Source organism: Serratia symbiotica (Periphyllus acericola) (genome assembly GCF_964019515.1).
GTDB classification, from domain to species: Bacteria; Pseudomonadota; Gammaproteobacteria; order Enterobacterales; family Enterobacteriaceae; genus Serratia; species Serratia symbiotica_D.
In genome coordinates, this window is sequence record NZ_OZ026452.1 from 771,316 (window position 1) to 795,615 (window position 24,300).

The following is a 24,300-nucleotide window of genomic DNA, read 5'->3' on the forward strand; positions in this document are numbered from 1 at the left end:
AGATAGAACATGACTGAAAGCCAACAAAAAGGCTCGATCTGGGCCAAAATTCACATCGATCCCACGTTCCTGTTGCTCATTCTCACTCTGCTGATTTACAGCGCGTTGGTGATGTTGAGCGCTAGTGGCCAGGACATTGGGATGATGGAGCGCAAGATCGGTCAAATCGTCATCGGGCTTATCGTTCTGGGCGTAATGGCGCAGATCCCGCCGCGAGTCTATGAAAGCTGGGCCCCCTATCTATATATTACCTATGTGATTTTATTGATACTGGTAGATGCTTTCGGCTAGATCAGTAAAGGCGTGCAACGCTGGCTGGATCTCGGTTTCGTGCTCTTCCAACCATCAGAAATCGCTAAAATTGCCGTGCCGCTGATGGTCGCACGCTTTATGAACCGCGATGTCTGCCCGCCTTCGCTGAAGAATACCGGCATCGCGCTGGTGCTGATTTTCTTCCCAGCCCTGCTGGTCGCAGCACAACCGGATCTGGGCACCTCAATCCTTATCGCCGCATCCGGCCTGTTCGTGCTGTTCTTATCCGGCATGAACTGGAAGCTGATCGCTATCGCCGCCCTGCTGCTGGCGGCCTTTATCCCGGTGCTGTGGTTCTTCCTGATGCACGGCTATCAGCGTGATCGCGTCATGATGCTGCTAGATCCAGAAAGCGATCCACTCGGTGCCGGCTATCATATTATTCAGTCGAAAATCGCCATTTGTTCCGGGGGACTGGTGGGCAAAGGCTGGTTGCACAGCACTCAATCACAGTTGGAGTTTCTGCCGGAACGCCACACTGACTTTATCTTCGCGGTATTGGCCTTCGATCCCAGTTCCCTGACAGCAGCCCATCCGAGGCTACCAATCAATCCCAAGTTACGTGCGCATTACCAACCTGGCTAATAGCCGTCAGTTGGTGGTGCGCATCAACGATCGCGACCCTTAAACCAAAGGCCGCATCATCGACTTCTCGAAAGCCGCCGCCGATCGCCTGAACCTGACCAATAACACTAAGGTCAAGGTCGATTTTATTCGCGTTGCGCCAGACGGCACCCTAAGCTGACCCGGCACCACGGTTGGGAAACAAAGATATGCCCTACCGGCGCGTCCGGATCTCGGCGCCAGCAGCATGGGTACGCCAGTGCAAATAAGCCCCACTCACCAATGGTGCAGCGGTGCACCAGGTCGCTAACAGTAGCCTGAACATCAGCGACAATGTACCAGAAAATAACAGCCACAGTGGTTTCTTCGGTGTACCTTGGCACCATGCGTGATTGCTCCACATAAACTGCCGTGGCCGCTGCCTCAACGGGTGATTATTGGGTGCAGATCGGAGCGTTGAGCAACGTCGAACACGCTCAGCGTTGGGCGCAACGCCTGAGCCAGCAGTTTGGAGTACCGGGCAAAGTCGCAGCATCCAGCCAGGCGGTACAACTGCAACAGCGCTTGTCTAGCGAAGCACAGCGACACTCTTTCATCATTGTGGACCTTTAGCATTAACTACGGCCGAACAGGATTAATAAGCGCTTACTTAGCTAAAACATTTTCTTGTAGCTAAAGTGTCTTTAAACCAGATGTGTCCAGTGATTAATGGTCAGCGCAAAGCAGAAGTAGCACCTCCTTCACTGCAAATCAGAAATGTCCTTACCCCTATCGAAGCCAGATAGTTTTATTCATTTGTCACTTACCCAGAAAATTTCCCTCTCGGTGAGTAGAGCGTTTGCTTTACAGCAGATGCAAGATATGTATATCAATTGCTATACAAGAAGGAGCAAATCATGAAATCTGATGTTCAGCTCAATATTCAGGCAAAATAGGCTCAGCGAGTACTGATCGATACAGCAGCCAACATTCTACATAAATCGCGTACTGACTTTATCCTCGAGATGGCCTGTCAGGCTGCTGAAAACGTGCTTCTTGATCGCCGGATATTTAATCTCAATGATGAACAATACGCAGAATTTATCGATATGCTGGATGCACCAGTCACAGCTAATCCGGCACTGGATGCACTGCTGGCAAGAAAACCGCAGTGGGAAAAGTAACAGCACCGACACCGCTCAACAAGATATACATTCTTTCAAAGTTTCACTCCGGGAAAACAGTACTGGATGAATGGATTAAACACCGGGGATTGAAAAATCAATCCATCGGTGCAGCAAGGACGTTTGTGGTATGCAGGGAACATTCTTCACAGGTGGTCGGTTTTTACTCACTGGCTACTGGGTAGTGTGACTCATGCTATTGCACCAAGCAGCCTTAGAAGAAACATGCCTTATCCCATCTCGGTCATAATACCGGCAAGAATAGCTGTCTATGCGGGTTACCATGTTAAGGGCCTTCGCACTGATTTACTTCACGATGCAGTATTACGCATCTGTCGCGTGGCAGAGAATATCGGGGTACGTGCCATCATGTTTCATGCCCTGTCTGACGCGGCAAAACAATTTTATCTGCATCATGGGCTTATGCAGTCAAACACTCAAGAAAAAACGCTTTTTCTCCGATTGCATCGTATTGTTTAAACCTGAGCAAGCAACCTAGCGCTTGATTTTATCTAGGACATGATATCTACGAGCAGCATCCTTTTACCAGATCTCTGCTCGTATCAATTCATACATAAATTTAATGTCTGTTTAGGGGACATTACAGCTTGGCGTTAACAGTCCAATGATGAATAATCCCTACCGGGATCTTATATGTTATAGTGTGATCTTTACCCTCACGGATGTTGTAGTTACGATCATGAAACATGTAAATTATTTTCGCTTCATCAAGCGTATAGCACTCAGTACCGTTATCACAATGAGCACCGCTACTGTAGCGCATGCCGATGACGTTAATATAAAGACCATGATCCCAGATGTCCCGCAAATCGATGCGGCAGCATACATACTGATCGATTACAATTCCGGCAAGGTGCTGGCTGAGATGAACGCCGATGCGCGCCGCGATCCAGCCAGCCTGACCAAAATGATGACCAGCTACGTTATTGGCCACACGCTGAAAGTCGGCAAGATCGGCGAGGAAGATCTGGTTACTGTGGGTAAAGATGCTTGGGCGACGGGCAACCCTGTGTTCAAAGGTTCTTCGCTGATGTTCCTTATACCAGGCGATCGCGTATCAGTCGCCAAGCTGAGCCGTGGTATTAACCTACAGTCCGGTAACGATGCCTGCGTGGCGATGGCCGACTATGTAGCGGGTAGCCAGGATGCGTTCGTTAATCTGATGAATACCTACGTTAACAAGCTTAGCCTACAGAATACCCACTTCCAGACGGTACATGGCCTGGATGCGCAGAGTCAGTACAGTTCGGCACGCGATATGGCGCTGATCGGCCAGGCACTGATCCGCGATGTACCAGACGAGTACGCAATTTATAAAGAAAAAGAGTTTACTTTCAATAATATACGCCAGATGAACCGTAACGGTCTACTGTGGGATACCAGCTTAAACGTTGATGGCATTAAAACCGGCCACACCGATGCAGCGGGATACAACCTGGTAGCTTCGGCCACTGCAGGCCAGATGCGTCTGATCTCCGCCGTACTGGGTGGCCGTACCTACAAAAGCCGTGAAACCGAAAGCAAGAAATTGCTGACCTGGGGCTTTCGTTTCTTCGAAACCGTCGCGCCATTAAAAGTCGGCAAAGCGTTCGCTTCTGAACCCGTGTGGTTTGGCAATGCCGATCGCGTCGATCTGGGCGTGGATAAAGACGTCTATCTGACAATCCCACGTGGCCGCATGAAAGATCTGAAGGCCAGCTACGTGCTCAATACCCCAGAAATTCACGCTCCGTCGGCGAAGAACCAGGTTGTCGGCAACATCAACTTCCAACTGGATGGTAAAATCATCGACCAATGCCCGCTAGTAGTGATGAACGAGGTGAAAGAAGGCGGCTTCTTTAGCCGTACCGTTGACTGCGTCAAACTGATGTTTCATCGCTGGTTCGGATAAGAGGTGATAAGTGGTAATCGTCAAAAATTTTGTAATGTCTGTCACAAAATATGAAGGCCAGCCGAGCAAAAGTGTGCACTTAGCGCCTATCCAGTAGGCACACATTGCTGCAGCCATGATCGCATGGACTGTACATTAACCCTTGCCTTAAAGATAGTTTCTCCAGGGGCCTTCTGCTAGCGAGGCGGCTTTTTCATATGCTGACAGAAGACTAATATCTTGAGGCTCTATATTTTTTGGGGCTTTGTTGAATAAATCGGATTTGGAATAAAGAGTCCCGTGAATGGGCATCTTTCAGGCAAGGCGTACACTTTCTGGCATACCGGCAAGCGGCATCTTGTTTAATGCACAGATTTACTCTTTACCTCGCTGTTGCCGCTATCGAACGTCGGTGGTAGCCTGTGATACTTTTCCACCGTGTGTTGTCTCCGGTAACGCGCTGGTGCACCACCGCTTAATTTCGCTCTGCATAGTCTGCCGACCAATAACGGGCTCCGCTGCTGGGCGGTATTAACGCCTTGAGCTTCTTGCCCCTTAACTCATCATCACACACTCGCGTATCCTAAGCCCGATCTGCCGAGGCGACTTTGATTTTACGGTCCCTCTGACGGATGAGACCTGGGAAGGCTTCTATATCGGTGACATTGCTCAAGGAAAGGTCAGCACAGATGACCTCATGTGTTGCTGTATCTACGGCCAAATGCAGTTTTCGCCAGATCCGCCGTTTTTCCTGACCGTGTTTTTTTGCCATCCACTCGCCTTCACCCAACATGTTGAGCCCGCTAGAGTCGATAACGAGGTGCGCAATTTCACCCAGCGTTGGGGTTTTAAACGGGACATGGCCGGACTTTGCCCGCTTACTGATGCAGGTGTCGTCCGGGCAGTTCAACGGCACTTTGATCAGTGTGACAATGGAGTCGACAAAGCCCTGGAGGGCGCGAAGTGTCAGGCCGAAAATCCGTTTCAGCATCAATACGCTGGTGATTGCCATATCGGAATAATGTGGTGGGCGACCACGCAGAGAAGGTTTTGCCTCGCAGTACCAGGCGTGAAGTGCCATTTCATCCCCACAGCAAGTGAGTGAATCCCGAGTGATAAGGGCGTTGTTGTAAGCCTTCCAGTTGGTGATGTTGAACTTTTGCTGGGCCACGGAATGTCGCTATGTTGACAGAAGGAGAGTGATCTGATCCTCGTCCCGGCAAAAAGTTTGATTTATTCAACAACGCCGCTGCAACCAAGACATGAAGCGGATTCCCTTGCATTAAACGTTTTAAAAAGGCCATTATGCCTTTAGGAGCCTTATCCCCAACTGCCCCTAATAATATAAGGTAACGTAACAGGTATTTAGAGCCTATCCCACTTAGGGGCGCTTAGCACGTGGTAACATTTTCCATGCATCCTTAGTGGGTAGGCGAAATAATAGCGATATTTTCCTCATCAATAGCACCGGGTAGAGCTGCTTTATAGGGTCTGTTCATTTAGCTCAGGGAAGCGACCCAGCGGATTATTGTGCAAATTTTGGCTAGAATAAACCCAAAATCGCCCTAAAATTGCTATAGAAGGTTGTCGTTGCGCCGCAGATTCCCGATAATAGGCGGCTTTATTTTTTTAGGTATCGTAATGACTGAATACATGTTCCTTTTTGTCGGTACCGTACTGGTGAACAACTTCGTCTTGGTTAAGTTTCTTGGCCTGTGTCCCTTCCTCGGCGTATCCAAGAAGCTGGAAAGCGCCATCGGCATGGGGATGGCCACCACCTTTGTTATGACGTTGGCATCTGTCAGCGCTTGGCTGATCAATACCTTTATCTTGGTTCCGCTAGATCTTGTGTATCTGCGCACGCTGTCGTTCATTCTGGTGATCGCAGTGGTGGTGCAATTTACCGAGATGGTGGTGCGTAAAACCAGTCCAGCATTGTATCGCCTGCTGGGCATCTTCCTGCCGCTGATCACCACCAACTGCGCGGTGCTCGGCGTAGCACTGCTTAACGTCAATCTGGGCTATAACTTCCTACATTCTGCGGTGTATGGCTTCAGCGCTGCCGCTGGATTTTCTCTGGTGATGGTGCTGTTTGCTGCTATCCGCGAACACCTGGCTATTGCCGATGTGCCAGCACCGTTTCGTGGTTCCGCGATATCCCTGATCACTGCCGGGTTGATGTCGCTGGCCTTTATGGGCTTTACCGGGCTGGTGAAAGGCTAATGAGCGCATTGTGGGTTGCTATTGCGGTGCTCAGTGCGCTCGGGTTTCTGTTCGGTCTGGCGCTGGGCTATGCCGCACGGCGCTTTGAGGTAGCAGAAGATCCGGTAGCCGAACAGATCGATGATATTCTGCCGCAAAGCCAATGCGGACAGTGCGGATACCCCGGTTGCCGTCCCTATGCCGAGGCGGTGGCCAATGGTGAGATGATCAACAAGTGCGCTCCTGGCGGCGAGGTTGTGATGCTAAAACTGGCTGAGTTGCTCAACGTAGAGCCACAGCCATTAGGCAGCGAAATTGACGCCGAACCGGTACGACAAGTCGCCTATATCGACGAAGCCAACTGTATCGGCTGTACCAAGTGCATTCAAGCCTGCCCGGTAGATGCTATTGTGGGTGCTACCCGTACCATGCACACGGTGATTGCAGACATCTGTACCGGTTGCGATCTGTGCGTTGCCCCCTGCCCTACTGACTGTATTGAAATGAGACCGATCGCTACCAATCCCGCTAACTGGAAGTGGGATATGAAGACCATCCCAGTGCAAGTAATTCATGTGGAGCGACATGTTTAAGCTGTTCGACGCGTTTAAAAATGACCGGATATGGGATTTTGACGGTGGAATACATCCGCCGGAAATGAAGGCGCAATCTTGCTGCGTGCCACTGCGTGCCGCTCCCCTGCCAAAGACCTTTGTGATCCCGCTACAGCAACATTTGGGGCCGGAGGGCGAGCTGTGCATCACCCTCGGTGATCTGGTGCTGAAAGGCCAACCCCTGACTGTCGGTCAAGGCCGTGTTGTTCCTTTACACGCCCCGACTTCCGGCACCGTCAACGCCATAAAGCCGCATATCACCGCCCACCCCTCTGGGCTGGCAGAGCTGTGCGTGTTCATTGAGGCTGACGGCGAAGACCGCTGGGGTCAACGCGATCCGGTGGCGGATTACCGCCAACTGTCAGCGGCAGAGCTGATTCAACGCATCCATCATGCTGGTATTGCCGGCCTGGGTGGTGCTGGCTTCCCCACCTCCAGCAAATTGCAAAGCGGCATCAGCAGCGTGGAGACGCTGATCCTTAATGCCGCCGAGTGTGAGCCTTATATCACCGCAGATGATCGTCTAATGCAAGAGCATGCCGATCAAATCATTGAGGGTACGCAGATCCTGCGCCATGTGCTGCAACCGAAAGTCACCTTCATCGGTATCGAAGATAACAAACCAGAGGCCATTGCGGCGCTAAAGCAAGCACTGCATGGTCAACCAGGTATTGCGCTGCAGGTGATCCCGACCAAGTACCCTTCCGGTGGGGCCAAGCAACTGACCAAAATCCTCACTGGCAAAGAAGTACCGCACGGCAAGCACTCCTCTGCCATCGGTGTGTTGATGCAGAACGTTGGTACTGCCTTCGCGATTAAACGCGCAATAGTCAACGGTGAACCATTGATTGAACGCGTGGTCACCCTGACCGGCGAGGCGCTCAGTAAGCCAGGTAACCTGTTGGCGCGCATAGGTACGCCGGTACAGCATCTATTAGACTATGCCGGTTTCCAACCGCAGGCGCAGCCGATGGTAGTTATGGGGGGGCCGTTGATGGGTTTTACCCTTCCCGCTCTCAGCATACCTATTGTTAAAATCAGCAATTGCATTCTGGCCCCGTCGCTCAATGAAATGTCGCCGCAAGTGCCTGAACAGGCATGCATCCGTTGCGGGTTGTGCGTGGATGCCTGCCCTGCGGGTTTGTTACCGCAGCAACTTTACTGGTTCAGCCGTGGCAAGGAGCATGACAAAGCGCGTAACCATAATCTGTCCGACTGCATCGAGTGTGGTGCCTGTGCGTTCGTATGCCCCAGTAATATTCCACTGGTGCAGTACTACCGGCAAGAAAAGGCCGAGATTAAGGCCATCGATCAGGCAGCGGCCCGTACCGCCGAAGCCAAAGCACGTTATGCAGCCAAGCTAGCGCGTTTAGAACGTGAGAAGCTAGCACGTGAACAGCGTTACCAGAAAGCGGCCATAAAACTGACCAATGACGATCAGAATAAAGTGCAAGCCGCACTGGCACGGGTGCGTAGCAAAAACGCTGAGGCAACAGCCACGACGGTTCATGGCCAGCAGCTAGATAACAGCGAGATCACCGCTGCCCGTGAAGCACGCAAGGCACAGGCGCGCGAATGCCGCGCCCAGCAGGAAACCCAGGCCAGTACAAGCGAAGATCCGCGCAAAGCGGCGGTGGATGCTGCACTGGCACGCGTGAAAGCTAAAAAAGAAGCGGTGCTGGCCCCCCTCCCTGTGCCAAACCCAGCAGCACCTGCTGTGGTTGAAGCAGATCCACGCAAGGCAGCGGTAGCAGCAGCCATCGCCCGTGCTAAACCCAAGAAAGCAGCACGGGAAGTCTCGCCTTATGAAACCAATGAAGAGTAACCCGATTAAAGCGTATTAACCTGGCAATGAATCTGGTAGAATATCCAGCGATAAATTTTCACAGCGCCTTGTCGTGCAGGGCGATAGAACTGCCACAAGTTTGGCAAAAGGTGTCGTTACTCTATGAAGTTCAGGCCGGTATCATCTACAGCCGCCAGAGGCTTACACATTGCCAGTTCACCCTTCGCCCATAACCCGCAAAACACCCACCGCATCATGCTTTGGGTGATGCTGGCATGTATTCCTGGTATCGCGGCGCAGGTAGGCTTGTTTGGTTACGGCACATTCATTCAAACCGCGTTGGCGATGATAGTCGCACTGCTGGCGGAAGCGGCCATTCTAACTTTGCGCAAACTACCGGTGTGCCGTCGGTTGGCGGACAACTCCTCGCTACTGACTGCCCTGCTGCTCGGCATCAGCTTGCCCCAGTTAGCCCCATGGTGGATGATCGTCATCGGCACCTTTTGTGCCATCGTGATCGCCAAACAATTATACGGGGGCTTGGGGCAGAACCCGTTCAACCCGGCGATGGTCGGCTATGTGGTGCTACTGATCTCCTTCCCAGTACAGATGACCAGTTGGTTATCGCCGCACGAACTACGCGCCACGACACTGTCATTCCAAGATACCTGGCTGATCATTTTTAGTGGGCATAGTGCTCAGGGGTCTGACATCCACGCGTTGCAGATGGCTTATGACGGCGTCAGCCAAGCCACGCCACTGGATGCTTTCAAAACCGGTTTACGCAGCGGCTACAGCGTTGAACAGGTGTTACAGCAGCCGCTGTTTAGTGGTGTGCTGGCGGGCATTGGCTGGCAGTGGGTCAACCTCGGTTTTCTCGTCGGCGGCCTGTTCATGCTCACCTGTAAGCTGATCCACTGGCAGATCCCGGTCAGCATGCTGGCAGCGCTTGGCATCTGCTCTGGGATAGCTTGGGGATGCGATGCGGCCCACCAGGCATCGCCGCTGATTCATCTGTTCTCCGGTGCCAGCATGCTCGGCGCATTTTTTATCGCCACAGATCCGGTCAGCGCCTCAACCACGCCGAGGGGGCGCCTAATTTACGGCGCGCTGATTGGTGTGCTGGTATGGCTGATCCGCGTTTATGGCGGCTACCCGGATGGCGTTGCCTTCGCCGTGTTGTTGGCTAATATCACCGTACCTCTAATCGACCATTACACGCAGCCGCGCGTTTACGGTCATCGCTAAGGAGCCATGATGCTAAAATCAATGAAGAAACATGGCACCACGCTGGCGGTTTTCGCTGCGGTCACCACGGGTTTGACTGCTGTAGTTAACAGCCTGACGCAAAAAACCATCGCGCATCAGGCGGCACAGCAGCAAAAAGCATTGCTCGATCAGGTCGTGCCGCCGGAGAATTACGACAATAATATGCAAGCGGAGTGCTTTCTGGTCAGCGATCCGATATTGGGCAACAGCGGCCCACATCACCTGTATCTGGCGCGAAAAAATGGTCAGCCAAGCGCCGCGGCGCTGGAGACCATTGCGCCGGACGGTTACTCTGGTGCTATTCAACTGCTGGTCGGTGCTGACTTCAACGGCACCGTGCTTGGCACCCGGGTGATCGAGCATCACGAAACGCCAGGCTTAGGCGACAAAATTGAACTGCGCATATCGAATTGGATCGCCTTCTTTAGCGGCAAGAAGCTCGAAAGCTCAGGTGATAAACACTGGGCTGTAAAGAAGGATGGCGGCGTGTTCGATCAATTCACCGGTGCGACCATCACCCCACGTGCCGTGGTGAATGCTGTGCGGCGCACGGCATTGTATATGGAAACGTTGCCACCTAAACTGGGTAGCTTATCGGTATGTGGAACCAACAAATGAGTGAAGCAAAAGATCTGATTGTTCAGGGGTTATGGAAGAATAATTCAGCGCTGGTGCAACTGCTGGGAATGTGCCCACTGTTGGCGGTGACCTCCACGGTCACCAACGCCCTTGGGCTGGGCCTGGCAACCACTTTAGTACTGACGCTGACCAACGCCTCCATTTCTGCGGTACGCCGCTGGGTGCCAAGTGAAGTACGCATCCCGATTTATGTAATGATTATCGCGGCGGTTGTCAGTATCGTGCAAATGCTGATCAACGCCTACACCTTTGGCCTTTACCAGTCTTTGGGGATCTTTATTCCGCTGATCGTCACCAACTGCATCGTGGTTGGCCGCGCTGAGGCAGTAGCAGCTAAGAAGTCTATTGGCCTGTCGGCACTAGATGGTATGGCCATCGGTATCGGTGCGACTAGCGTAATGGTGACGCTAGGCGCGATGCGCGAGCTGCTAAGCAAAGGCACGCTGTTTGATGGTGCCGATATGCTGCTGGGCAGTTGGGCCAAGTTGATGCGTATTGAGGTGGTGCATTTTGATAGCCCATTTCTGCTAGCAATGCTGTCGCCAGGGGCCTTTATTGGCCTGGGTCTGCTGCTGGCGCTGAAGTACCTGATAGACGAGAAGATGAAGGTGCGTAAGGCTCAGGCCAGCATTCCCGTCGCAATGTTGGCAGTAGAATGCACAGATAAAGTCCGATGAATAAATTCAAGCGACTAGAAATTTTTACCCGGCTGCACGACAACAACCCGCATCCGACCACTGAGCTGGTGTATACCACGCCGTTTGAGTTGCTGATTTCGGTGCTGCTTTCTGCGCAGGCTACTGATGTCAGCGTCAATAAGGCGACGGCGAAGCTGTATCCAGTCGCCAATACGCCGGCCGCCCTGCTGGCGCTAGGTATCGATGGCGTCAAGGCGTACATCAAGACCATAGGCCTGTTCAACAGCAAGGCTGAAAATGTGATTAGAACCTGCCGCAGGTTGCTGGAACTGCACGGCGGTGAAGTCCCCGAAGACCTCGCCGCGTTGGAGGCGCTGCCAGGCGTAGGCCGTAAAACTGCCAATGTGGTGCTGAACACCGCCTTTGGCTGGCCAACTATTGCCGTAGATACCCATATCTTCCGCGTCTGCAACCGCACGCATTTCGCACCGGGAAAAAACGTCGATCTGGTCGAGGAAAAGTTGCTGAAGGTGGTTCCTGCCGAGTTCAAGGTCGACTGCCACCACTGGCTGATCCTGCATGGGCGCTACACCTGCGTTGCGAGAAGGCCCCGCTGTAGTTCCTGCGTTATCGAAGATCTGTGCGAGTTTAAAGAAAAGGTTTACCCCAGCGCTTAATGCTCCGAGAAACCAAACTACCCTGGCTTCCTGCCTGGTGCTCTTCCTATTTCACTGCGTGTTTTTATCAAATATGCGATATCTAGCAGTAAATGTTCCTGCATGGGCGTTGTTGAATAAATCATATACACTTGTCCCTGGATAATAACGTCTCCTGATTAGGTTGATGATAACATTAATATAAATGTGGCTATTCGCAAGGTTACAACGACGCTTGCCATTAGCCAACACATGGTGTGTAGGACCCTGCGCGTGGCAGCGAGAGGAAAGAGGACGATAGCCTGATGACATTCAGTGTAGATTGAAAAATGAAAATAATGAGGTCGCTCTCATTCTTCTTCTTCGTCTAATAGTCCTGTCATCAAACACAAAACCTGTGCATACAATCTGTCTGAAGAACTCAGTTGGCGGGTTGCCGACAAGGCGAAATGATAAACTTTGCGTATCCAATCCAACCTGGTTGACATAAACTGACGCCAGGGAATGAACCTAATGTTATAGACGGCCAACGGGCCATCTGGGTTCATGGCCTTGGTGTACACACCTGTAAGAAGGAAACTAACGATGACTCAAACCGTACATTTTCAAGGCAATCCGCTCAGCGTGGCAGGCAAAATGCCACAGCCGGGCAAACAAGCCAAAGCCTTCTAGCTGGTTGCCAAAGACCTGTCAGACGTAGAACTGAGCAGCTTTGTAGGTAAACGCAAAGTCCTTAACATTTTCCCTAGCGTTGACACTGGCGTTTGCGCGAGTTCAGTACGTAAATTTAACCAGTTGGCCAGCGACATAGACAATACCGTGGTGCTGTGCATTTCTTCTGATCTGCCGTTCGCATAATCCCATTTCTGCGGCGCAGAGGGCCTGAACAACGTGATTACGCTGTCCACCCTGCGGGGCGCAGCCGTTCAAACATAGCTATGGTGTTGATATCGCTGATGGGCCGTTGGCGGGCCTGGCCGACCGTGCCGTGGTGGTGCTAGATAGCCAAGATAACGTTTTGTACAGCGAGCTTGTGGATGAAATCATCACCGAACCGAATTACGATGCAGCGTTAGCGGCGTTGAAATAAAAACACCCCGCGGTAAACCCAAAGGCATTGCCAGGATCTTTTTACTCTTTGCCTGCCTTGCGGCTGCTTATCCCGCACTCACGCAACTTGTCGATGGCAGTATGGGATATGCCCAACCGCTTCACCAGCTTGCGGGTGCTGGGATAAGTGCGGCACAACCGTGTCAGCACCGAGCATTCAAAACGCTTGCTGATATTGTCCAATGACCCTTCCAAGACGTCATCCCCAGGTGGCAGATCCCCGTTGAACTTTGGCAGCACAATATCCTGCGGAAGCAGTTCGTAGCCCTCAGCCTGAGTCAGTGCACGATAGATGGCGTTTTTCAATTGCCTCACGTTGCCCGGCCAGGCGTATTGACGGAGGAAACTACCTAGATCGTTGGCCAACCTAGGCAGCGCCACGACTTGCTCATCGGCGAAACGTGCTACAAACAATTCGGTCAACGGCATGATGTCTTGCGGACGCGCGCGCATCGGCGGAATGGTAATGTTGAGTACGTTGATGCGATAATAGAGATCTTCACGGAACTCGTTGCGCTGCACCAGTTCAGTCATATTCTTCTGAGTCGCACAGATTACCCGTATATCGACATGTACTTCATACTCCTCACCCACTCGGCGGAAAGTGCCGTCATTGAGAAAGCGCAGTAACTTGGTTTGCATGCGCAGCGACATCTCACCGATTTCATCCAGTAGCAACGCCCCCCCCGCTGGCTTGCTCGAAAAAGCCCTTATTACCTTCCAATGCGTTAGGATAAGCGCCCAGCGCATGGCCGAAAAGTTCACTTTCCATCACATGATCCGGCAATGCAGCGCAGTTTAACTCAACGCCTCAACGCCAGAAATGGCTGTTTACCACGTGGGCTGCCTAGGTGGCAGGCGAGCGCCAGAATATCTTTGCCGGTGCCAGTGGCGCCGACGATCAGCAGCGGCGCATCAAACATCGCCAGCTTGCGCGCCTGTTCCAGAACATGGCACATCGGTGCGCTGACGGCAACGATATGATCGAATTCGGTATCGTCATTGACAGAAAGATCCTGAAACTGACGCCCTATCCGCGCGGTTGATTTCAGCATTACTACCGCCCCCACAGCATTGTTGTGCTGATCCTCGTCTCCTCGTCTTCCAGATAAATAGGCGTGATATCCATCAGGAAGTCCTGGCTGCGGATCACCACCCCCGCGGAATGTGGCGCGGAGTGTTTGCTATCTAGCCAGCAGTTAAAGTTGTAGCCGCCGATCAGCACGCTGGCCGTCTGGTGGCGGATTTTGTCCTTGCTTAAGCTAAACAGCACCTGATCCGCCGGATTGACCAGTTCGACCTTGCCTTTCATGTCGATCGACAACACCGGTTCTGGCATTGATTCCCGCAACGCACGCTGTTTACGTTTAGACGGTATGAAATTGACAATGCGCACATCAGTCACGCCGTCAATGTGGCGGATCTCCGTCATCAACACGCGAAAAGTGTCAAATTCAAGCTGGGAAAAATTGAGGTAAATACGGCCGATGGGAGCGATTTCGATGCCACGTAAAGTTCGGATGCCCCCGCGAAGGCAATGTTCAGCAGTACCAATCGAAATAGCCAAATGCGGCTAAAATAGCCCAGAGCAATACCATATACCGCAGCAATGCGATTAATCAGGTGAATATTGCGCCAGGCGATAAACGCCATGTCAACGAGCGCTAACCGGCTGATGGCGATCATCAACGTTGACTCGGCAGCTGCATGGCTGATTTCCCGACGTGCCTTGTTATCCAGCACTGGCTGCACTAGCTTGGCGTACAGTTCCACCACCTCGCGATCGTTCTGGGTTTCATGTAATGAAGCCTGCCAGCGCTGCAGCGCTGGGTGCCCCTTCTCCAACCCAGCCTGACGTGCCAGCGTCTCACAGAATGCACGGCTTTTGCCTAGGCCGTGGCTGTGCAGCAGTTCGCGCGACACGTTGCGCTCTTTCGCCCGTTGATGTAAACGATACAGGCGGTACCATTCGGTGATCAGCAAGCGAATACTGGCAAGGAGGATCACACCACTGGCCACACCACCGCCGATGGCAATCCAATCCTGCTGCCCCCAAGCAGTATGCAGCCATTGCACGCTCTGCGCCACTAGGCTGGCAGCGAAAAGTACAAACCCGACGGTGACCACTTTGCGCCATAGGCTACGTCTCGGCTTCAGTACTGCCATAATGATGTCTTCTTCCTGTTGCAGCTCAGATGCCGTCGGATAAAAGCGTTCGGCCTGTTCTTGATCGAAGGTGATACCAGAGCGCAACTCCAGGGCCTGGGATGGCGATAGTGGTTGTTCAAAATCGATACGGGGTTTGATCGACTCACTCATCGCAATGTCTCTTCCAGTAAAAACTCCATCGCTGCATCCAGGCGGATGTGCGGCAAAGGGCTGTCCACGTTCATGGTACGCGGACGGAATGGGTCAAAATAGAACCCTGGATGTTGCCAGAACGCTGGCCTAGGCAGACGCACAGGCACTTCGCTAGGAAACACAGTCAGTGGTGCGCCATCTCCAGCCGATTGCCCTTCAGCGCCGGTATAGACTGCCCCTGATGTTCAACAATGCCGCTTTCAGTGGCCTGCACTGCCGCGAGAGCCACACAATCCATGCTTATACCCTCAAATCCGGCGTTTTGCCACGCTTCTTGTACTAACTGCTGCAACAGCGAGACCAGATTGGCGTGCTAATCGGTAGTGATATGATCCGCCTTAGTCGCGGCGAACATCAGTTTGTCGATGGTGGGCGAAAACAGCCGACGCAACAGCGTGCGTTTGCCGTAATGGAAACTCTGCATCAATTGGGCTTTGTTGAATAAATCGGATTTGGAATAAAGAGTCCCGTGAATGGGTATCTTTCAGGCAAGGCGTACACTTTCTGGCATACCGGTGAGCGGCATCTTGTTTAATGCACAGATCATGGCCAGCGCCTCTGCAACTTGCCCATCATAATCTCGCAGCGACAGGGGACCACCAAATAGCTGTTTTACTCTATACCTCGCTGTTGCCGCTATCGAACGTCGGTGGTAGCCTGTGATACTTTTCCACCGTGTGTTGTCTCTGGTAAGGCGCTGGTTCGCTACCGCTTGATTTCGCTCTGCATAGTCTGGCGACTAATAACGGGTTCCGCTGCTGGGCGGTATTAACGCCTTGAGCTTCTTGCCCCTTAACTCATCATGACTCACTCGCGTATCCTAAGCCCGATCCGCCTAGGCGACTTTGATTTTACGGTACCTCTGGCGGATGAGACCTGGGAAGGCTTCGGTATCGGTGACATTGCTCAAGGAAAGATCAGCACAGATGACCTCATGTGTTTCTGTATCTACGGCCAAATGCAGTTTTCGCCAGATCCGCCGTTTTTCCTGACCGTGTTTTTTTACCTTCCACTCCCCTTAACCCAACACGTTGAGCGTTGAGCCCGGTAGAGTCGATAACGAGGTGCGCAATTTCACCTGGCGTTGGTGTTTTAAACGGGACATGGCCGGACTTCGCCCGCTTACTGATGCAGGTGTCGTCCGGGCAGTTCAACGGCACTTTGATCAGTGTGACAATGGAGTCGCCGAAGCCCTGGAGGGCGCGAAGTGTCAGGCCGAAAATCCGTTTCAGCATCAATACGCTGGTAATTGCCATATCGGAATAATGTGGTGGGCGACCACGCAGAGAAGGTTTTGCCTCGCAGTACCAGGCGTGAAGTGCCGTTTCATCCCCCCAGCAAGTGAGTGAATCCCGAGTGATAAGGGCGTTGTTGTAAGCCTTCAAGTTGGTGATGTTTAACTTTTGCTGGGCCACGGAATGTCGCTATTTTGACAGAAGGAGAGTGATCTGATCCTCGTCCCGGCCAAAAGTTCTATTTATTCAACAACGCCACATACCTGGGCAAGTTGGTTAGTACAGGCGGGTGTACTGCTCTCCGCCATTGCAGTAAATGGGAGGATGGGAGTCTATCGAGATGGTATAACGTTACGCCCATTTATCACCGGTTCACTTGACAGAACATGCCAGAAAAATTGACGAAGTCTTGGCGGGCGATGTCAATAGTCTGGCACTTTTGGAAAATATAACAGTTTGTGAATAGCATAATATACTGATTTTACTGGTACGCCCTACAGGATTTGAACCTATGACCTACGGCTTAGAAGGCCGTTGCTCTATCCAACTGAGCTAAGGGCGCGCTGGGTGGCGGGGTTGGATTATACGGTCAGCGTTTATTGAGTCAATTCTTTTTCATACCGTCCCGGCTGCAACCGTGCATTATGCTGATTTTGCGCTATCGGTCAGTGCGTGGGTAGGTAAACACAGCCATCAAGCTTAGATGATAACTAAGGGCCGATCCCATTAGGCTATTTTATTTGCCATTTTGCACCTGGGCAGTTCTCACCCTACTAACGTGTTCCCTGTACGCGCCAGTTGTTGCCCCTTGTCCCTGTCCAAACTGGCTGCTGCAACATACGCCTACTGGGATAGGCTCTAAACTTGCCCAGTCGATGGTAGAAAAAGGCAGACTTGCCCAGTCGATGGTAGAAAAAGGCAGAGGGGATAATGCCGTTGATATAAAAAAGCGTAAATCATGATAAGGATAATTCAGCGCCTGACAGCGCGCTCAGCTTCTGACAAAATAACGCCATCCCCGCTTTCTCAAATGATGGATTTCCTCACTGATGGCAGCAAAGATTATTGATGGTAAAACGATTGCGCAGCAAGTTAAAAACGAAGTGGCTGAGCAAGTTAAACAACGAATAGTGGCCGGTAAACGTGCCCCAGGTCTGGCGGTGGTGTTAGTCGGAGAGAACCCAGCCTCACAGATTTACATTGCCAGCAAGCGCCGCGCCTGTGATGAAGTGGGCTTTCTTTCCCGCTCCTACGATCTGCCCGCCACTACCAGTGAGGCTGAACTACTGGCGTTTATCGACCAATTGAACACCGATTCGGCAATCGACGGCATTCTGGTGCAACTGCCGCTGCCCGTCGGTATCGATAACGTCAAGGTGCTAGATCGCATACATCCCGATAAAGACATTGATGGCCTCCATCCGTACAATGTTGGCCGTCTGTGCCAGCGTGCACCTACACTGCGCCCTTGTACTCCAAGGGGCATCGTCACCCTGCTGGAGCATTATAACATTGATACTTATGGCCTGAATGCCGTGGTAGTCGGTGCCTCCAACATCGTCGGACGCCCGATGAGCATGGAGTTGCTGCTGGCCGGTTGCACCACCACCATAACCCACCGCTTCACCAAAAATTTGCGGCATCATGTTGAAAACGCCGATCTGCTGGTGGTAGCGGTCGGCAAACCGGGTTTTATTCTGGGGAACTGGATCAAACCGGGTGCCATTGTGGTAGATGTTGGCATCAATCGTCTAGACACTGGCAAAGTGGTCGGTGATGTGGATTTCGACGCCGCCAGCGAACGCGCTGCCTATATTACGCCCGTGCCGGGTGGCGTTGGCCCGATGACCGTTGCCACACTGATCCAAAATACCTTGCAAGCCTGCGAGGTCCATCACGATGTTTAACCTAAGTAAGGCAATATGGATATTTTTAACCTGGATAATCACCCCTACGTCGCACTGTGCGAACGGCGTTGTTGAATAAATCGAACATTTGGCCGGGACGAGGATCAGATCACTCTCCTTCTGTCAAAATAGCGACATTCCGTGGCCCAGCAAAAGTTAAACATCACCAACTTGAAGGCTTACAACAACGCCCTTATCACTCGGGATTCACTCACTTGCTTGGGGGATGAAACGGCACTTCACGCCTGGTACTGCGAGGCAAAACCTTCTCTGCGTGGTCGCCCACCACATTATTCCGATCTGGCAATTACCAGCGTATTGATGCTGAAACGGATTTTCGGCCTGACACTTCGCGCCCTACAGGGCTTCGTCGACTCCATTGTCACACTGATTAAAGTGCTGTTGAACTGCCCGGACGACACCTGTATCAGTAAGCGGGCGAAGTCCGGCCATGTCCCGTTTAAAACCGCAACGCCGGGTGAAATTGCGCACCTCGTTATCGACTCTAGCGGGCTCAACGTGTTGGGTGAAGGCGAGTGGATGGCAAAAAAACACGGTCAGGAAAAACGGCGTATCTGGCGAAAACTGCATTTGGCCGTAGATACAGAAACACATGAGGTCATCTGTGCTGACCTTTCCTTGAGCAATATCACCGATACCGAAGCCTTCCCAGGTCTCATCCGTCAGAGGTACCGTAAAATCAAAGTCGCCTAGGCGGATCGGGCTTAGGATACGCGAGTGTGTGATGATGAGTTAAGGGGCAAGAAGCTCAAGGCGTTAATACCGCCCAGCAGCGGAGCCCGTTATTTATGCAGAGCGAAATCAAGCGGTGGCGAACCAGCGCGTTACCGGAGACAATACACGGTGGAAAAGTATCACAGGCTACCACCGAGGTTCGATAGCGGCAACAGCGAGGTACAGAGTAAAATAGCTATTTGGTGGTCACCTGTCGCTGCGAGATTATGATGGGCAAGTTGCAGAGGCGCTGGCCATGATCTGTGCATTAAACAAGATGCCGCTCGCTGGTATGCCAGAAAGTGTATGCCTTGCCTGAAAGATGCCCATTCAGGGGACTTTTTATTCCAAATCCGATTTATTCAACAACGCCATAGTCATCATGAATATTGCCTATCAGGAGCCGCATATTGAGCCTTAATGACGTTATCACCTGGGTCAGCGACGTCGTGCGTCAGCACGAGGTCTGGGCCATCCCCATTATCTTCTTTCTGGCGTTCGGCGAGTCGTTGGCGTTTCTGTCACTGCTACTGCCGGCCACGGTGATCCTGCTGGCACTGGGGGCGCTGATCGGCGAAAGCGGTATCGCTTTCTGGCCGATTTGGGCTGCTGCTGCCGTTGGCGCTTTCTTAGGCGACTGGCTTTCCTATTGGATCGGTCATCACTATCAGCATCGGGTTGTTGATATGTGGCCACTGTCGCGCAATCCTCAATTGCTGACACGCGGCCATGCCTTTTTTGAGCGCTGTGGCGTGCTGGGCATTTTCATCGGCCGTTTCTTCGGCCCATTGCGCGCCGTGGTGCCGTTGGTCGGCGGGATCTGCGGCATGCAGCAGGGCTATTTCCAACTGGCGAATATCACCTCAGCGATGATTTGGGCGTTTGGCATTCTGGCACCTGGCGCATTGGGTATTAAATGGCTAAGCCAGTGGTTAGGCTGAGGGCTGCTTATTTATACCCTAGATAATTCAAGTTGCATGTGCGTTAGCTTTCCTTACTCACCCCAGTCACTTACTGATGTAAGCTCCTGGGGGTTTGGCTGCGTTGATGCCTTCCTGAAACTTGAATTATCTAGGGTATAGAACCTATCTAATAAGGCTATTTTATTTGCCATTTTGGCTCTGGGCAGTATTCACCCTCCTCAACTACAGCGCAGAGTGCTGATAAAAGCCTGGTTGATTCGTCCTTTTTGAAGGACAGTCAGGCTGAGATCTCACTGAAAAATTATTGGAAATACCTCAAAGATGACGCCGACATTGCTAAGCCTCAGGAAATCCACAGCGCCTGGGGACAGGGGCTGGCGCTAGGCTATCAATCAGGTTATCTGGCAGATATCCTCGGTGTTAACCTTGATTACTACAGCTCAGTAAAACTGGGCGCTAAATACCTGCGCCAAATAGTAGATCACTGTAAGGAACTCAATCCGGTTTGAGCGATCTGATCAATCGCCAAACATCACAACCCCTCACAACCGGACTGAGTAATGCCGAACATAGCACCCATACCCCGACATGAACGACGTCAGATACAAAAAATTATCCAGAAAACACCAGATAAAAATTATGCCAGACGCCTTATCGCCATGTTGATGTTACACCGTGGCTACACGCTGAATTACCTAGGTAAAACCTTATGTGCCGCTGTCGGACGATGGGTTAATTTGTTCACATTGGGCGGCTATGAAGGATTGGCAAGCCTTTCACCTGGACGCCCCCGAAAATGGCCCACGGAGGCGATGTTGAAGATGCTTGATTTGCTCGTTCAGCGTTCTCCACAGGACTTTGGCTATCTGCGCTCTCGGTGGAATACTGAGATGTTAACGATTGAAATTAATAAATTATTTAACTCAACGTTACATCCTGGCTCACTTCGGCGCTGGTTGCCGAGAGCCGGTATTGTGTGGCGTAGAGCGGCTGCAACATCCCGTCTTTTACGAAGATGAGGTAGACATCGATATGAACCCTAAAATAGGTGCTGACTGGCAGAAAAAGGGTCAACAAAAACGCATCACGACACCGGGACAGAATGAAAAGCATTACCTCGCGGGTGCCCTTTATGCAGGAACCGGAAGAGTTGATTATGTCAGTGGAAACCATAAAAACTCGGGTTTATTCATTAGCCTGTTACGCAAGCTGAGAAGCACATACCAAAGTGCCAAAACCATTACGCTGATTGTCGATAATTACATCATTCATAAGAGTAAAGAAACGTTGAGCTGGTTGCGGCGCAACCCGAATTTTATTGTCATTTATCAGCCAGTTTACTCTCCATGGGTAAACAGGATAGAGCTCCTATGGTTGGCTTTATATGAGACAGTCACACGCAATCACCGTTGCCGGACGAGATGGCAATTGCTAAAAAATATGGGTCATTTTATGAAAGCCGCCTCACCGTTCCTAGGCAATAAACCTGGGTTAATGAAAGTGGAGCGGTATTAAGCGCAGGTATTTAGTTCGAACAGGCGTCTGCGTAGTTGACTGGGCGAGGAGGTGTGCAGGAGCGTTAACAGTTGCTTCTGCAACAGCGCCCAGTTGGCAGAGTGATCCCGCTGCGCTTTGCCGTCCAACAGCGCTTTGACCATATTGATAGGCACGCCGCGCTCTATCCAAATGCGGATGGTACGAATACGCGCCACGTCCTCGTTGTCATACAGGCGGTGGCCGCCTTCGCTGCGTTTCGGTTTCAGCAGCCCGTAGCGCCGCTGCCAGGCGCGTAGCGTGACGGGATTGATGTCGCAGAGTTGGGCTACTTCACCGATGCTGTAAAAGAGCATATCCTTCTCCTAGCTTAAGATATCGAACACTAAACCATAGCGGGGAAGGCTAAAGTTGTACAAAAAAATAACCTGCACAACTTTAGACGCTGTGGAAAACGTGAGCTACAACCTGGAAAGGCGATGAGTACAGCGAGACATTGCCTACCACTCATCATTAACTCAAGCTGACGCGTTAGCCGGTCTGTGGAACAATACGCCATCATTTCGTTTAGATAAGAGTCAAATGTCGCTCTCCTGTGCAATTAAACATCAGATCAGGCAGTGGTACAAAGTCTTGCAGCAGCAAATACCGGATTTTATTTCCCGTACTCCCCAGCGCGAGATGATCGCCGAAGTGGCGAAAACTCTGGCCGGCGATTCTCCGCGCCATCTAGCGATCGAAGCACCGACGGGTGTTGGCAAAACGCTGTCATATTTGATCCCTGGCATTGCCGTGGGGCGGGCAGAGGGCAAGCCGCTGGTGGTCAGCACGGCTAATGTGGCGTTGCAAGATCAGATCTACAGCAAAGACTTGCCACTGCTGAAAAAGATCATCTCCGATTTGAAGTTCACTGGGGCCTTTGGGCGCGGGCGCTACCTGTGCCCACGCAACCTGGCGGCGATAAGTACTGATACCCGGGAGCAAGGCGATTTGCCGCTGTTTCTCGACGACGAACGGGGACCTTCCAGCGGAACAGAGCTGGCATTGTGCCAGAAACTGGCCAAGGCGTTCAGCTGCTGTGAGTGGGATGGGCTGCGCGATCACTATTCCCTATCTATCGGTGATCCCCTGTGGGCCAGGTTGAGCACCGATAAAGCCAATTGCCTAGGGCGCAACTGCCATTATATCCGCGAATGCCCATTTTATATCGCCCGTAAAGAGATTGAGAGCGCCGATGTAGTGGTAACCAACCATGCTCTGGTGATGGCGGCATTGGAAACTGAGTCGGTGTTGCCGAACCCGAAAGCGCTGCTGCTAGTTCTGGATGAAGGGCATCACCTGCCTGATGTGGCGCGCGATGCGTTGGAGATTAGCGGTGAAATCACTGCGCTGTCAGCCAACCTGCAACTGGATATGCTGGTGCATCAGGTCGAACAGTGTATGAGCCAGTATCGGCCGAAAAACCCGCCAGGGCTGGCCAACAGCGAGCGACTCAACCACCACTGTGAGACGTTGCGCGAGCAGGTGCAACTCTTCGAACGCCAGGTCAGCGCCTATCTGCCCAGCGACAGCGTGGTGGCTGAGCACCGTTTCGAGATGGGGGTATTGCCAACGGAAATGATGGAAAACTGTGTGCGCTTGTTCAAACTCACCGATACCCTACGCGGACTGACGGAATTTGTGCTGAATGTGCTCACCGAACAGACTGGCAAGCACGATATCATCGCTTTGCAGCGTTCAGTTATTCAGCTAAGCTGTATCCTGGGTTATCTAGAGGTGATGAGCAAACTGTGGCACCTGGCAGCACTTAATAACTCTTCTAGTGCGCCAATCTCCAAATGGGTGACGCGCGATCAGCGCGATAATGTGAGCCATATTTACTTGCACTGCGTTGGCATCCGCGTCAGCGAGCAGTTGGAAAAACTGCTGTGGCGCAAGGTGCCGCATGTGGTGATCACCTCGGCAACGCTGCGTTCGCTAAATAGCTTTGCGCGGTTACAGGAAATGAGTGGTCTGAACGAGCAGGCTGGCGATCGCTTTATGACATTGGCATCGCCGTTTAACCACGTTGCACAGGGCAAGATCATTATCCCGCAAATGCGTTTTGAACCGGTAATCGCCACCGAGGCGCAGCACTTGGAAGAGATGGCGCGCTTCTTCCGCGCCGAGCAGGACAGCGGTCAGCACCAAGGCATGCTGATCCTGTTCAGTAGCCACCGGGCGATGCAGACTTTTCTCGGTTACGTGACCGATCTGCGCCTAAAGTTGCTGGTACAGGGCGATCAGCCGCGTTACCGCCTGGTGGAAGAGCACTGCAAACGGGTGGAAAAGGGGATCACCAGCGTGTTGGTCGGCTTACAGTCATTTTCCGAAGGGCTGGATCTGAAAGGTGAGTTACTGACTCAGGTGCATATTCACAAAATAGCCTTCCCGCCGATCGACAGCCCGGTGATCGTTACCGAGGCCGAATGGCTGAAATCGCTGAAGCGCTATCCGTTTGAAGTACAGAGCCTGCCGAGCGCCTCGTTTAACCTGATCCAGCAAGTAGGCCGCCTGATCCGCAGTAACCAATGCCACGGCGAGATAGTGATCTATGATCGCCGGTTGTTGACCAAAGGCTATGGTGCAAGGTTGTTGGCGGCGCTACCGGTGTTCCCTATTGAGCAGCGTGCGCTGCCGGAAGCTGACAAAGCACATTTGGCGGCGTTGAAATCTGCCGCAGCAGCGGTACAGAAAGAGAAAAAACGCCGCCACAAGCGTTAGGTGACCTAAACAGAAACGATGGGCGAAAAAAAGCCCAT

Annotated in this window: 16 protein-coding genes, 1 tRNA gene and 12 pseudogenes; 21 read left to right on the forward strand and 8 right to left on the reverse strand. The window is 52.1% G+C overall.

Translation table 11 applies throughout. The annotated features are described in order from the left end of the window. Positions 1-9: 9 nt before the first annotated feature. The 5 genes and pseudogenes from AACL06_RS04320 to dacA form a co-directional block, all read left to right on the forward strand. Positions 10-816, forward strand: a pseudogene (locus AACL06_RS04320) (FtsW/RodA/SpoVE family cell cycle protein); the annotation flags it as partial. After that, a pseudogene (locus AACL06_RS04325) lies at positions 817-1,488 on the forward strand (RlpA-like double-psi beta-barrel domain-containing protein); the annotation flags it as partial. Between the two features lie 335 nt (positions 1,489-1,823). Then, entirely contained in the window at positions 1,824-2,039 is a 216-nt protein-coding gene (locus AACL06_RS04330; protein WP_339038282.1) for a DUF1778 domain-containing protein, read from the forward strand. Then, positions 2,027-2,519: pseudogene (locus AACL06_RS04335) on the forward strand (GNAT family N-acetyltransferase). The gene AACL06_RS04330 and the pseudogene AACL06_RS04335 overlap by 13 nt, the downstream one beginning before the upstream one ends. Before the next feature lie 220 nt (positions 2,520-2,739). After that, positions 2,740-3,951, forward strand: coding sequence for a D-alanyl-D-alanine carboxypeptidase DacA (gene dacA / locus AACL06_RS04340; RefSeq protein ID WP_339038048.1), 1,212 nt, complete (start codon positions 2,740-2,742; stop codon positions 3,949-3,951). A 367-nt stretch (positions 3,952-4,318) separates the two neighbouring features. On the opposite strand, the pseudogene AACL06_RS04345 reads toward dacA, so the two are convergent. Continuing rightward, positions 4,319-5,080 (reverse strand): annotated as a pseudogene (locus tag AACL06_RS04345) (IS5 family transposase); the annotation flags it as partial. Beyond that, positions 5,013-5,174 (reverse strand): hypothetical protein, encoded by a 162-nt coding sequence (locus AACL06_RS04350; RefSeq protein WP_339038050.1) that lies wholly within the window; start codon positions 5,172-5,174, stop codon positions 5,013-5,015. The gene AACL06_RS04350 and the pseudogene AACL06_RS04345, both read right to left, overlap by 68 nt. A 397-nt stretch (positions 5,175-5,571) precedes the next feature. On the opposite strand from AACL06_RS04350, the gene rsxA reads away from it, so the two are divergent. The 8 genes and pseudogenes from rsxA (at position 5,572) to tpx (ending at position 12,824) form a co-directional block, all read left to right on the forward strand. Further along, positions 5,572-6,153, forward strand: a complete 582-nt coding sequence (gene rsxA / locus AACL06_RS04355; RefSeq protein ID WP_339038052.1) for an electron transport complex subunit RsxA — start codon at positions 5,572-5,574, stop codon at positions 6,151-6,153. Beyond that, the gene (rsxB, locus tag AACL06_RS04360) at positions 6,153-6,725 is read left to right on the forward strand and encodes an electron transport complex subunit RsxB (RefSeq protein WP_339038054.1); all 573 of its coding nucleotides are present in this window, start codon (positions 6,153-6,155) and stop codon (positions 6,723-6,725) included. The genes rsxA and rsxB overlap by 1 nt, the downstream gene beginning before the upstream one ends. Then, complete coding sequence (gene rsxC, locus AACL06_RS04365; RefSeq protein WP_339038056.1) at positions 6,718-8,571, forward strand: electron transport complex subunit RsxC; 1,854 nt, start codon at positions 6,718-6,720, stop codon at positions 8,569-8,571. The genes rsxB and rsxC overlap by 8 nt, the downstream gene beginning before the upstream one ends. A 123-nt stretch (positions 8,572-8,694) precedes the next feature. Continuing rightward, positions 8,695-9,780 carry an electron transport complex subunit RsxD gene (gene rsxD, locus AACL06_RS04370; protein ID WP_339038058.1) on the forward strand — a complete coding sequence of 362 codons (1,086 nt, stop codon included), beginning with the start codon at positions 8,695-8,697 and terminating at the stop codon, positions 9,778-9,780. A gap of 9 nt (positions 9,781-9,789) precedes the next feature. Then, entirely contained in the window at positions 9,790-10,419 is a 630-nt protein-coding gene (rsxG, locus tag AACL06_RS04375) for an electron transport complex subunit RsxG (protein ID WP_339038284.1), read from the forward strand. After that, positions 10,416-11,117 (forward strand): electron transport complex subunit E, encoded by a 702-nt coding sequence (locus tag AACL06_RS04380; RefSeq protein WP_339038060.1) that lies wholly within the window; start codon positions 10,416-10,418, stop codon positions 11,115-11,117. Before rsxG ends, AACL06_RS04380 begins: the two co-directional genes overlap by 4 nt. Continuing rightward, the gene (gene nth, locus AACL06_RS04385) at positions 11,114-11,755 is read left to right on the forward strand and encodes an endonuclease III (protein ID WP_339038062.1); all 642 of its coding nucleotides are present in this window, start codon (positions 11,114-11,116) and stop codon (positions 11,753-11,755) included. Before AACL06_RS04380 ends, nth begins: the two co-directional genes overlap by 4 nt. 564 nt (positions 11,756-12,319) lie before the next feature. Beyond that, positions 12,320-12,824 (forward strand): annotated as a pseudogene (gene tpx / locus AACL06_RS04390) (thiol peroxidase). Positions 12,825-12,865: 41 nt separating this feature from the next. On the opposite strand, the pseudogene tyrR reads toward tpx, so the two are convergent. The 4 pseudogenes from tyrR to AACL06_RS04410 form a co-directional block, all read right to left on the reverse strand. Beyond that, positions 12,866-14,357, reverse strand: a pseudogene (tyrR, locus tag AACL06_RS04395) (transcriptional regulator TyrR); the annotation flags it as partial. Then, positions 14,357-15,163 (reverse strand): annotated as a pseudogene (locus AACL06_RS04400) (TIGR01620 family protein); the annotation flags it as partial. The pseudogenes AACL06_RS04400 and tyrR, both read right to left, overlap by 1 nt. Then, a pseudogene (locus tag AACL06_RS04405) lies at positions 15,160-15,635 on the reverse strand (YcjX family protein); the annotation flags it as partial. The pseudogenes AACL06_RS04400 and AACL06_RS04405, both read right to left, overlap by 4 nt. A gap of 54 nt (positions 15,636-15,689) precedes the next feature. Beyond that, positions 15,690-16,620 (reverse strand): annotated as a pseudogene (locus AACL06_RS04410) (IS5 family transposase). A gap of 78 nt (positions 16,621-16,698) precedes the next feature. On the opposite strand from AACL06_RS04410, the pseudogene AACL06_RS04415 reads away from it, so the two are divergent. Further along, positions 16,699-16,906 (forward strand): annotated as a pseudogene (locus AACL06_RS04415) (tyrosine-type recombinase/integrase); the annotation flags it as partial. 19 nt (positions 16,907-16,925) lie between these two features. Here AACL06_RS04415 and AACL06_RS04420 read toward each other — a convergent pair. Next, positions 16,926-17,002: transfer RNA gene (locus AACL06_RS04420), tRNA-Arg, on the reverse strand. Positions 17,003-17,489: 487 nt separating this feature from the next. Here AACL06_RS04420 and folD point away from each other — a divergent pair. From folD to AACL06_RS04450, 6 genes and pseudogenes are all read left to right on the forward strand, one after another. Continuing rightward, a complete protein-coding gene (folD, locus tag AACL06_RS04425) occupies positions 17,490-18,347 on the forward strand; it encodes a bifunctional methylenetetrahydrofolate dehydrogenase/methenyltetrahydrofolate cyclohydrolase FolD (protein ID WP_339038064.1) in 858 nt (285 codons plus the stop codon). A 68-nt stretch (positions 18,348-18,415) separates the two neighbouring features. Then, positions 18,416-18,577 carry a hypothetical protein gene (locus AACL06_RS04430; RefSeq protein WP_339038066.1) on the forward strand — a complete coding sequence of 54 codons (162 nt, stop codon included), beginning with the start codon at positions 18,416-18,418 and terminating at the stop codon, positions 18,575-18,577. After that, positions 18,510-19,401, forward strand: a pseudogene (locus tag AACL06_RS04435) (IS5 family transposase). Before AACL06_RS04430 ends, AACL06_RS04435 begins: the two are co-directional and overlap by 68 nt. 91 nt (positions 19,402-19,492) lie before the next feature. Further along, entirely contained in the window at positions 19,493-20,023 is a 531-nt protein-coding gene (locus AACL06_RS04440) for a DedA family protein (protein WP_339038068.1), read from the forward strand. Positions 20,024-20,271: 248 nt separating this feature from the next. Continuing rightward, positions 20,272-20,514 (forward strand): OprD family outer membrane porin, encoded by a 243-nt coding sequence (locus tag AACL06_RS04445; RefSeq protein ID WP_339038070.1) that lies wholly within the window; start codon positions 20,272-20,274, stop codon positions 20,512-20,514. Between the two features lie 51 nt (positions 20,515-20,565). Beyond that, positions 20,566-21,520, forward strand: a pseudogene (locus AACL06_RS04450) (IS630 family transposase). On the opposite strand, the gene AACL06_RS04455 reads toward AACL06_RS04450, so the two are convergent. Beyond that, entirely contained in the window at positions 21,517-21,855 is a 339-nt protein-coding gene (locus AACL06_RS04455) for a MerR family transcriptional regulator (RefSeq protein WP_339038072.1), read from the reverse strand. The pseudogene AACL06_RS04450 and the gene AACL06_RS04455 sit on opposite strands and share 4 nt — an antisense overlap. Before the next feature lie 226 nt (positions 21,856-22,081). Here AACL06_RS04455 and dinG point away from each other — a divergent pair, with 226 nt between their 5' ends. Further along, complete coding sequence (dinG, locus tag AACL06_RS04460; RefSeq protein ID WP_339038073.1) at positions 22,082-24,262, forward strand: ATP-dependent DNA helicase DinG; 2,181 nt, start codon at positions 22,082-22,084, stop codon at positions 24,260-24,262. The last annotated feature ends 38 nt before the right edge of the window (positions 24,263-24,300 follow it).

Coding starts and splice junctions, on each gene's coding strand:
- dacA (WP_339038048.1), top strand. CDS start 2,740: ATGAAACATGTAAATTATTTTCGCTTCATCAAGCGTATAGCACTCAGT.
- rsxA (WP_339038052.1), top strand. CDS start 5,572: ATGACTGAATACATGTTCCTTTTTGTCGGTACCGTACTGGTGAACAAC.
- rsxB (WP_339038054.1), top strand. CDS start 6,153: ATGAGCGCATTGTGGGTTGCTATTGCGGTGCTCAGTGCGCTCGGGTTT.
- rsxC (WP_339038056.1), top strand. CDS start 6,718: ATGTTTAAGCTGTTCGACGCGTTTAAAAATGACCGGATATGGGATTTT.
- rsxD (WP_339038058.1), top strand. CDS start 8,695: ATGAAGTTCAGGCCGGTATCATCTACAGCCGCCAGAGGCTTACACATT.
- rsxG (WP_339038284.1), top strand. CDS start 9,790: ATGCTAAAATCAATGAAGAAACATGGCACCACGCTGGCGGTTTTCGCT.
- AACL06_RS04380 (WP_339038060.1), top strand. CDS start 10,416: ATGAGTGAAGCAAAAGATCTGATTGTTCAGGGGTTATGGAAGAATAAT.
- nth (WP_339038062.1), top strand. CDS start 11,114: ATGAATAAATTCAAGCGACTAGAAATTTTTACCCGGCTGCACGACAAC.
- folD (WP_339038064.1), top strand. CDS start 17,490: ATGGCAGCAAAGATTATTGATGGTAAAACGATTGCGCAGCAAGTTAAA.
- AACL06_RS04455 (WP_339038072.1), bottom strand. CDS start 21,855: ATGCTCTTTTACAGCATCGGTGAAGTAGCCCAACTCTGCGACATCAAT.
- dinG (WP_339038073.1), top strand. CDS start 22,082: ATGTCGCTCTCCTGTGCAATTAAACATCAGATCAGGCAGTGGTACAAA.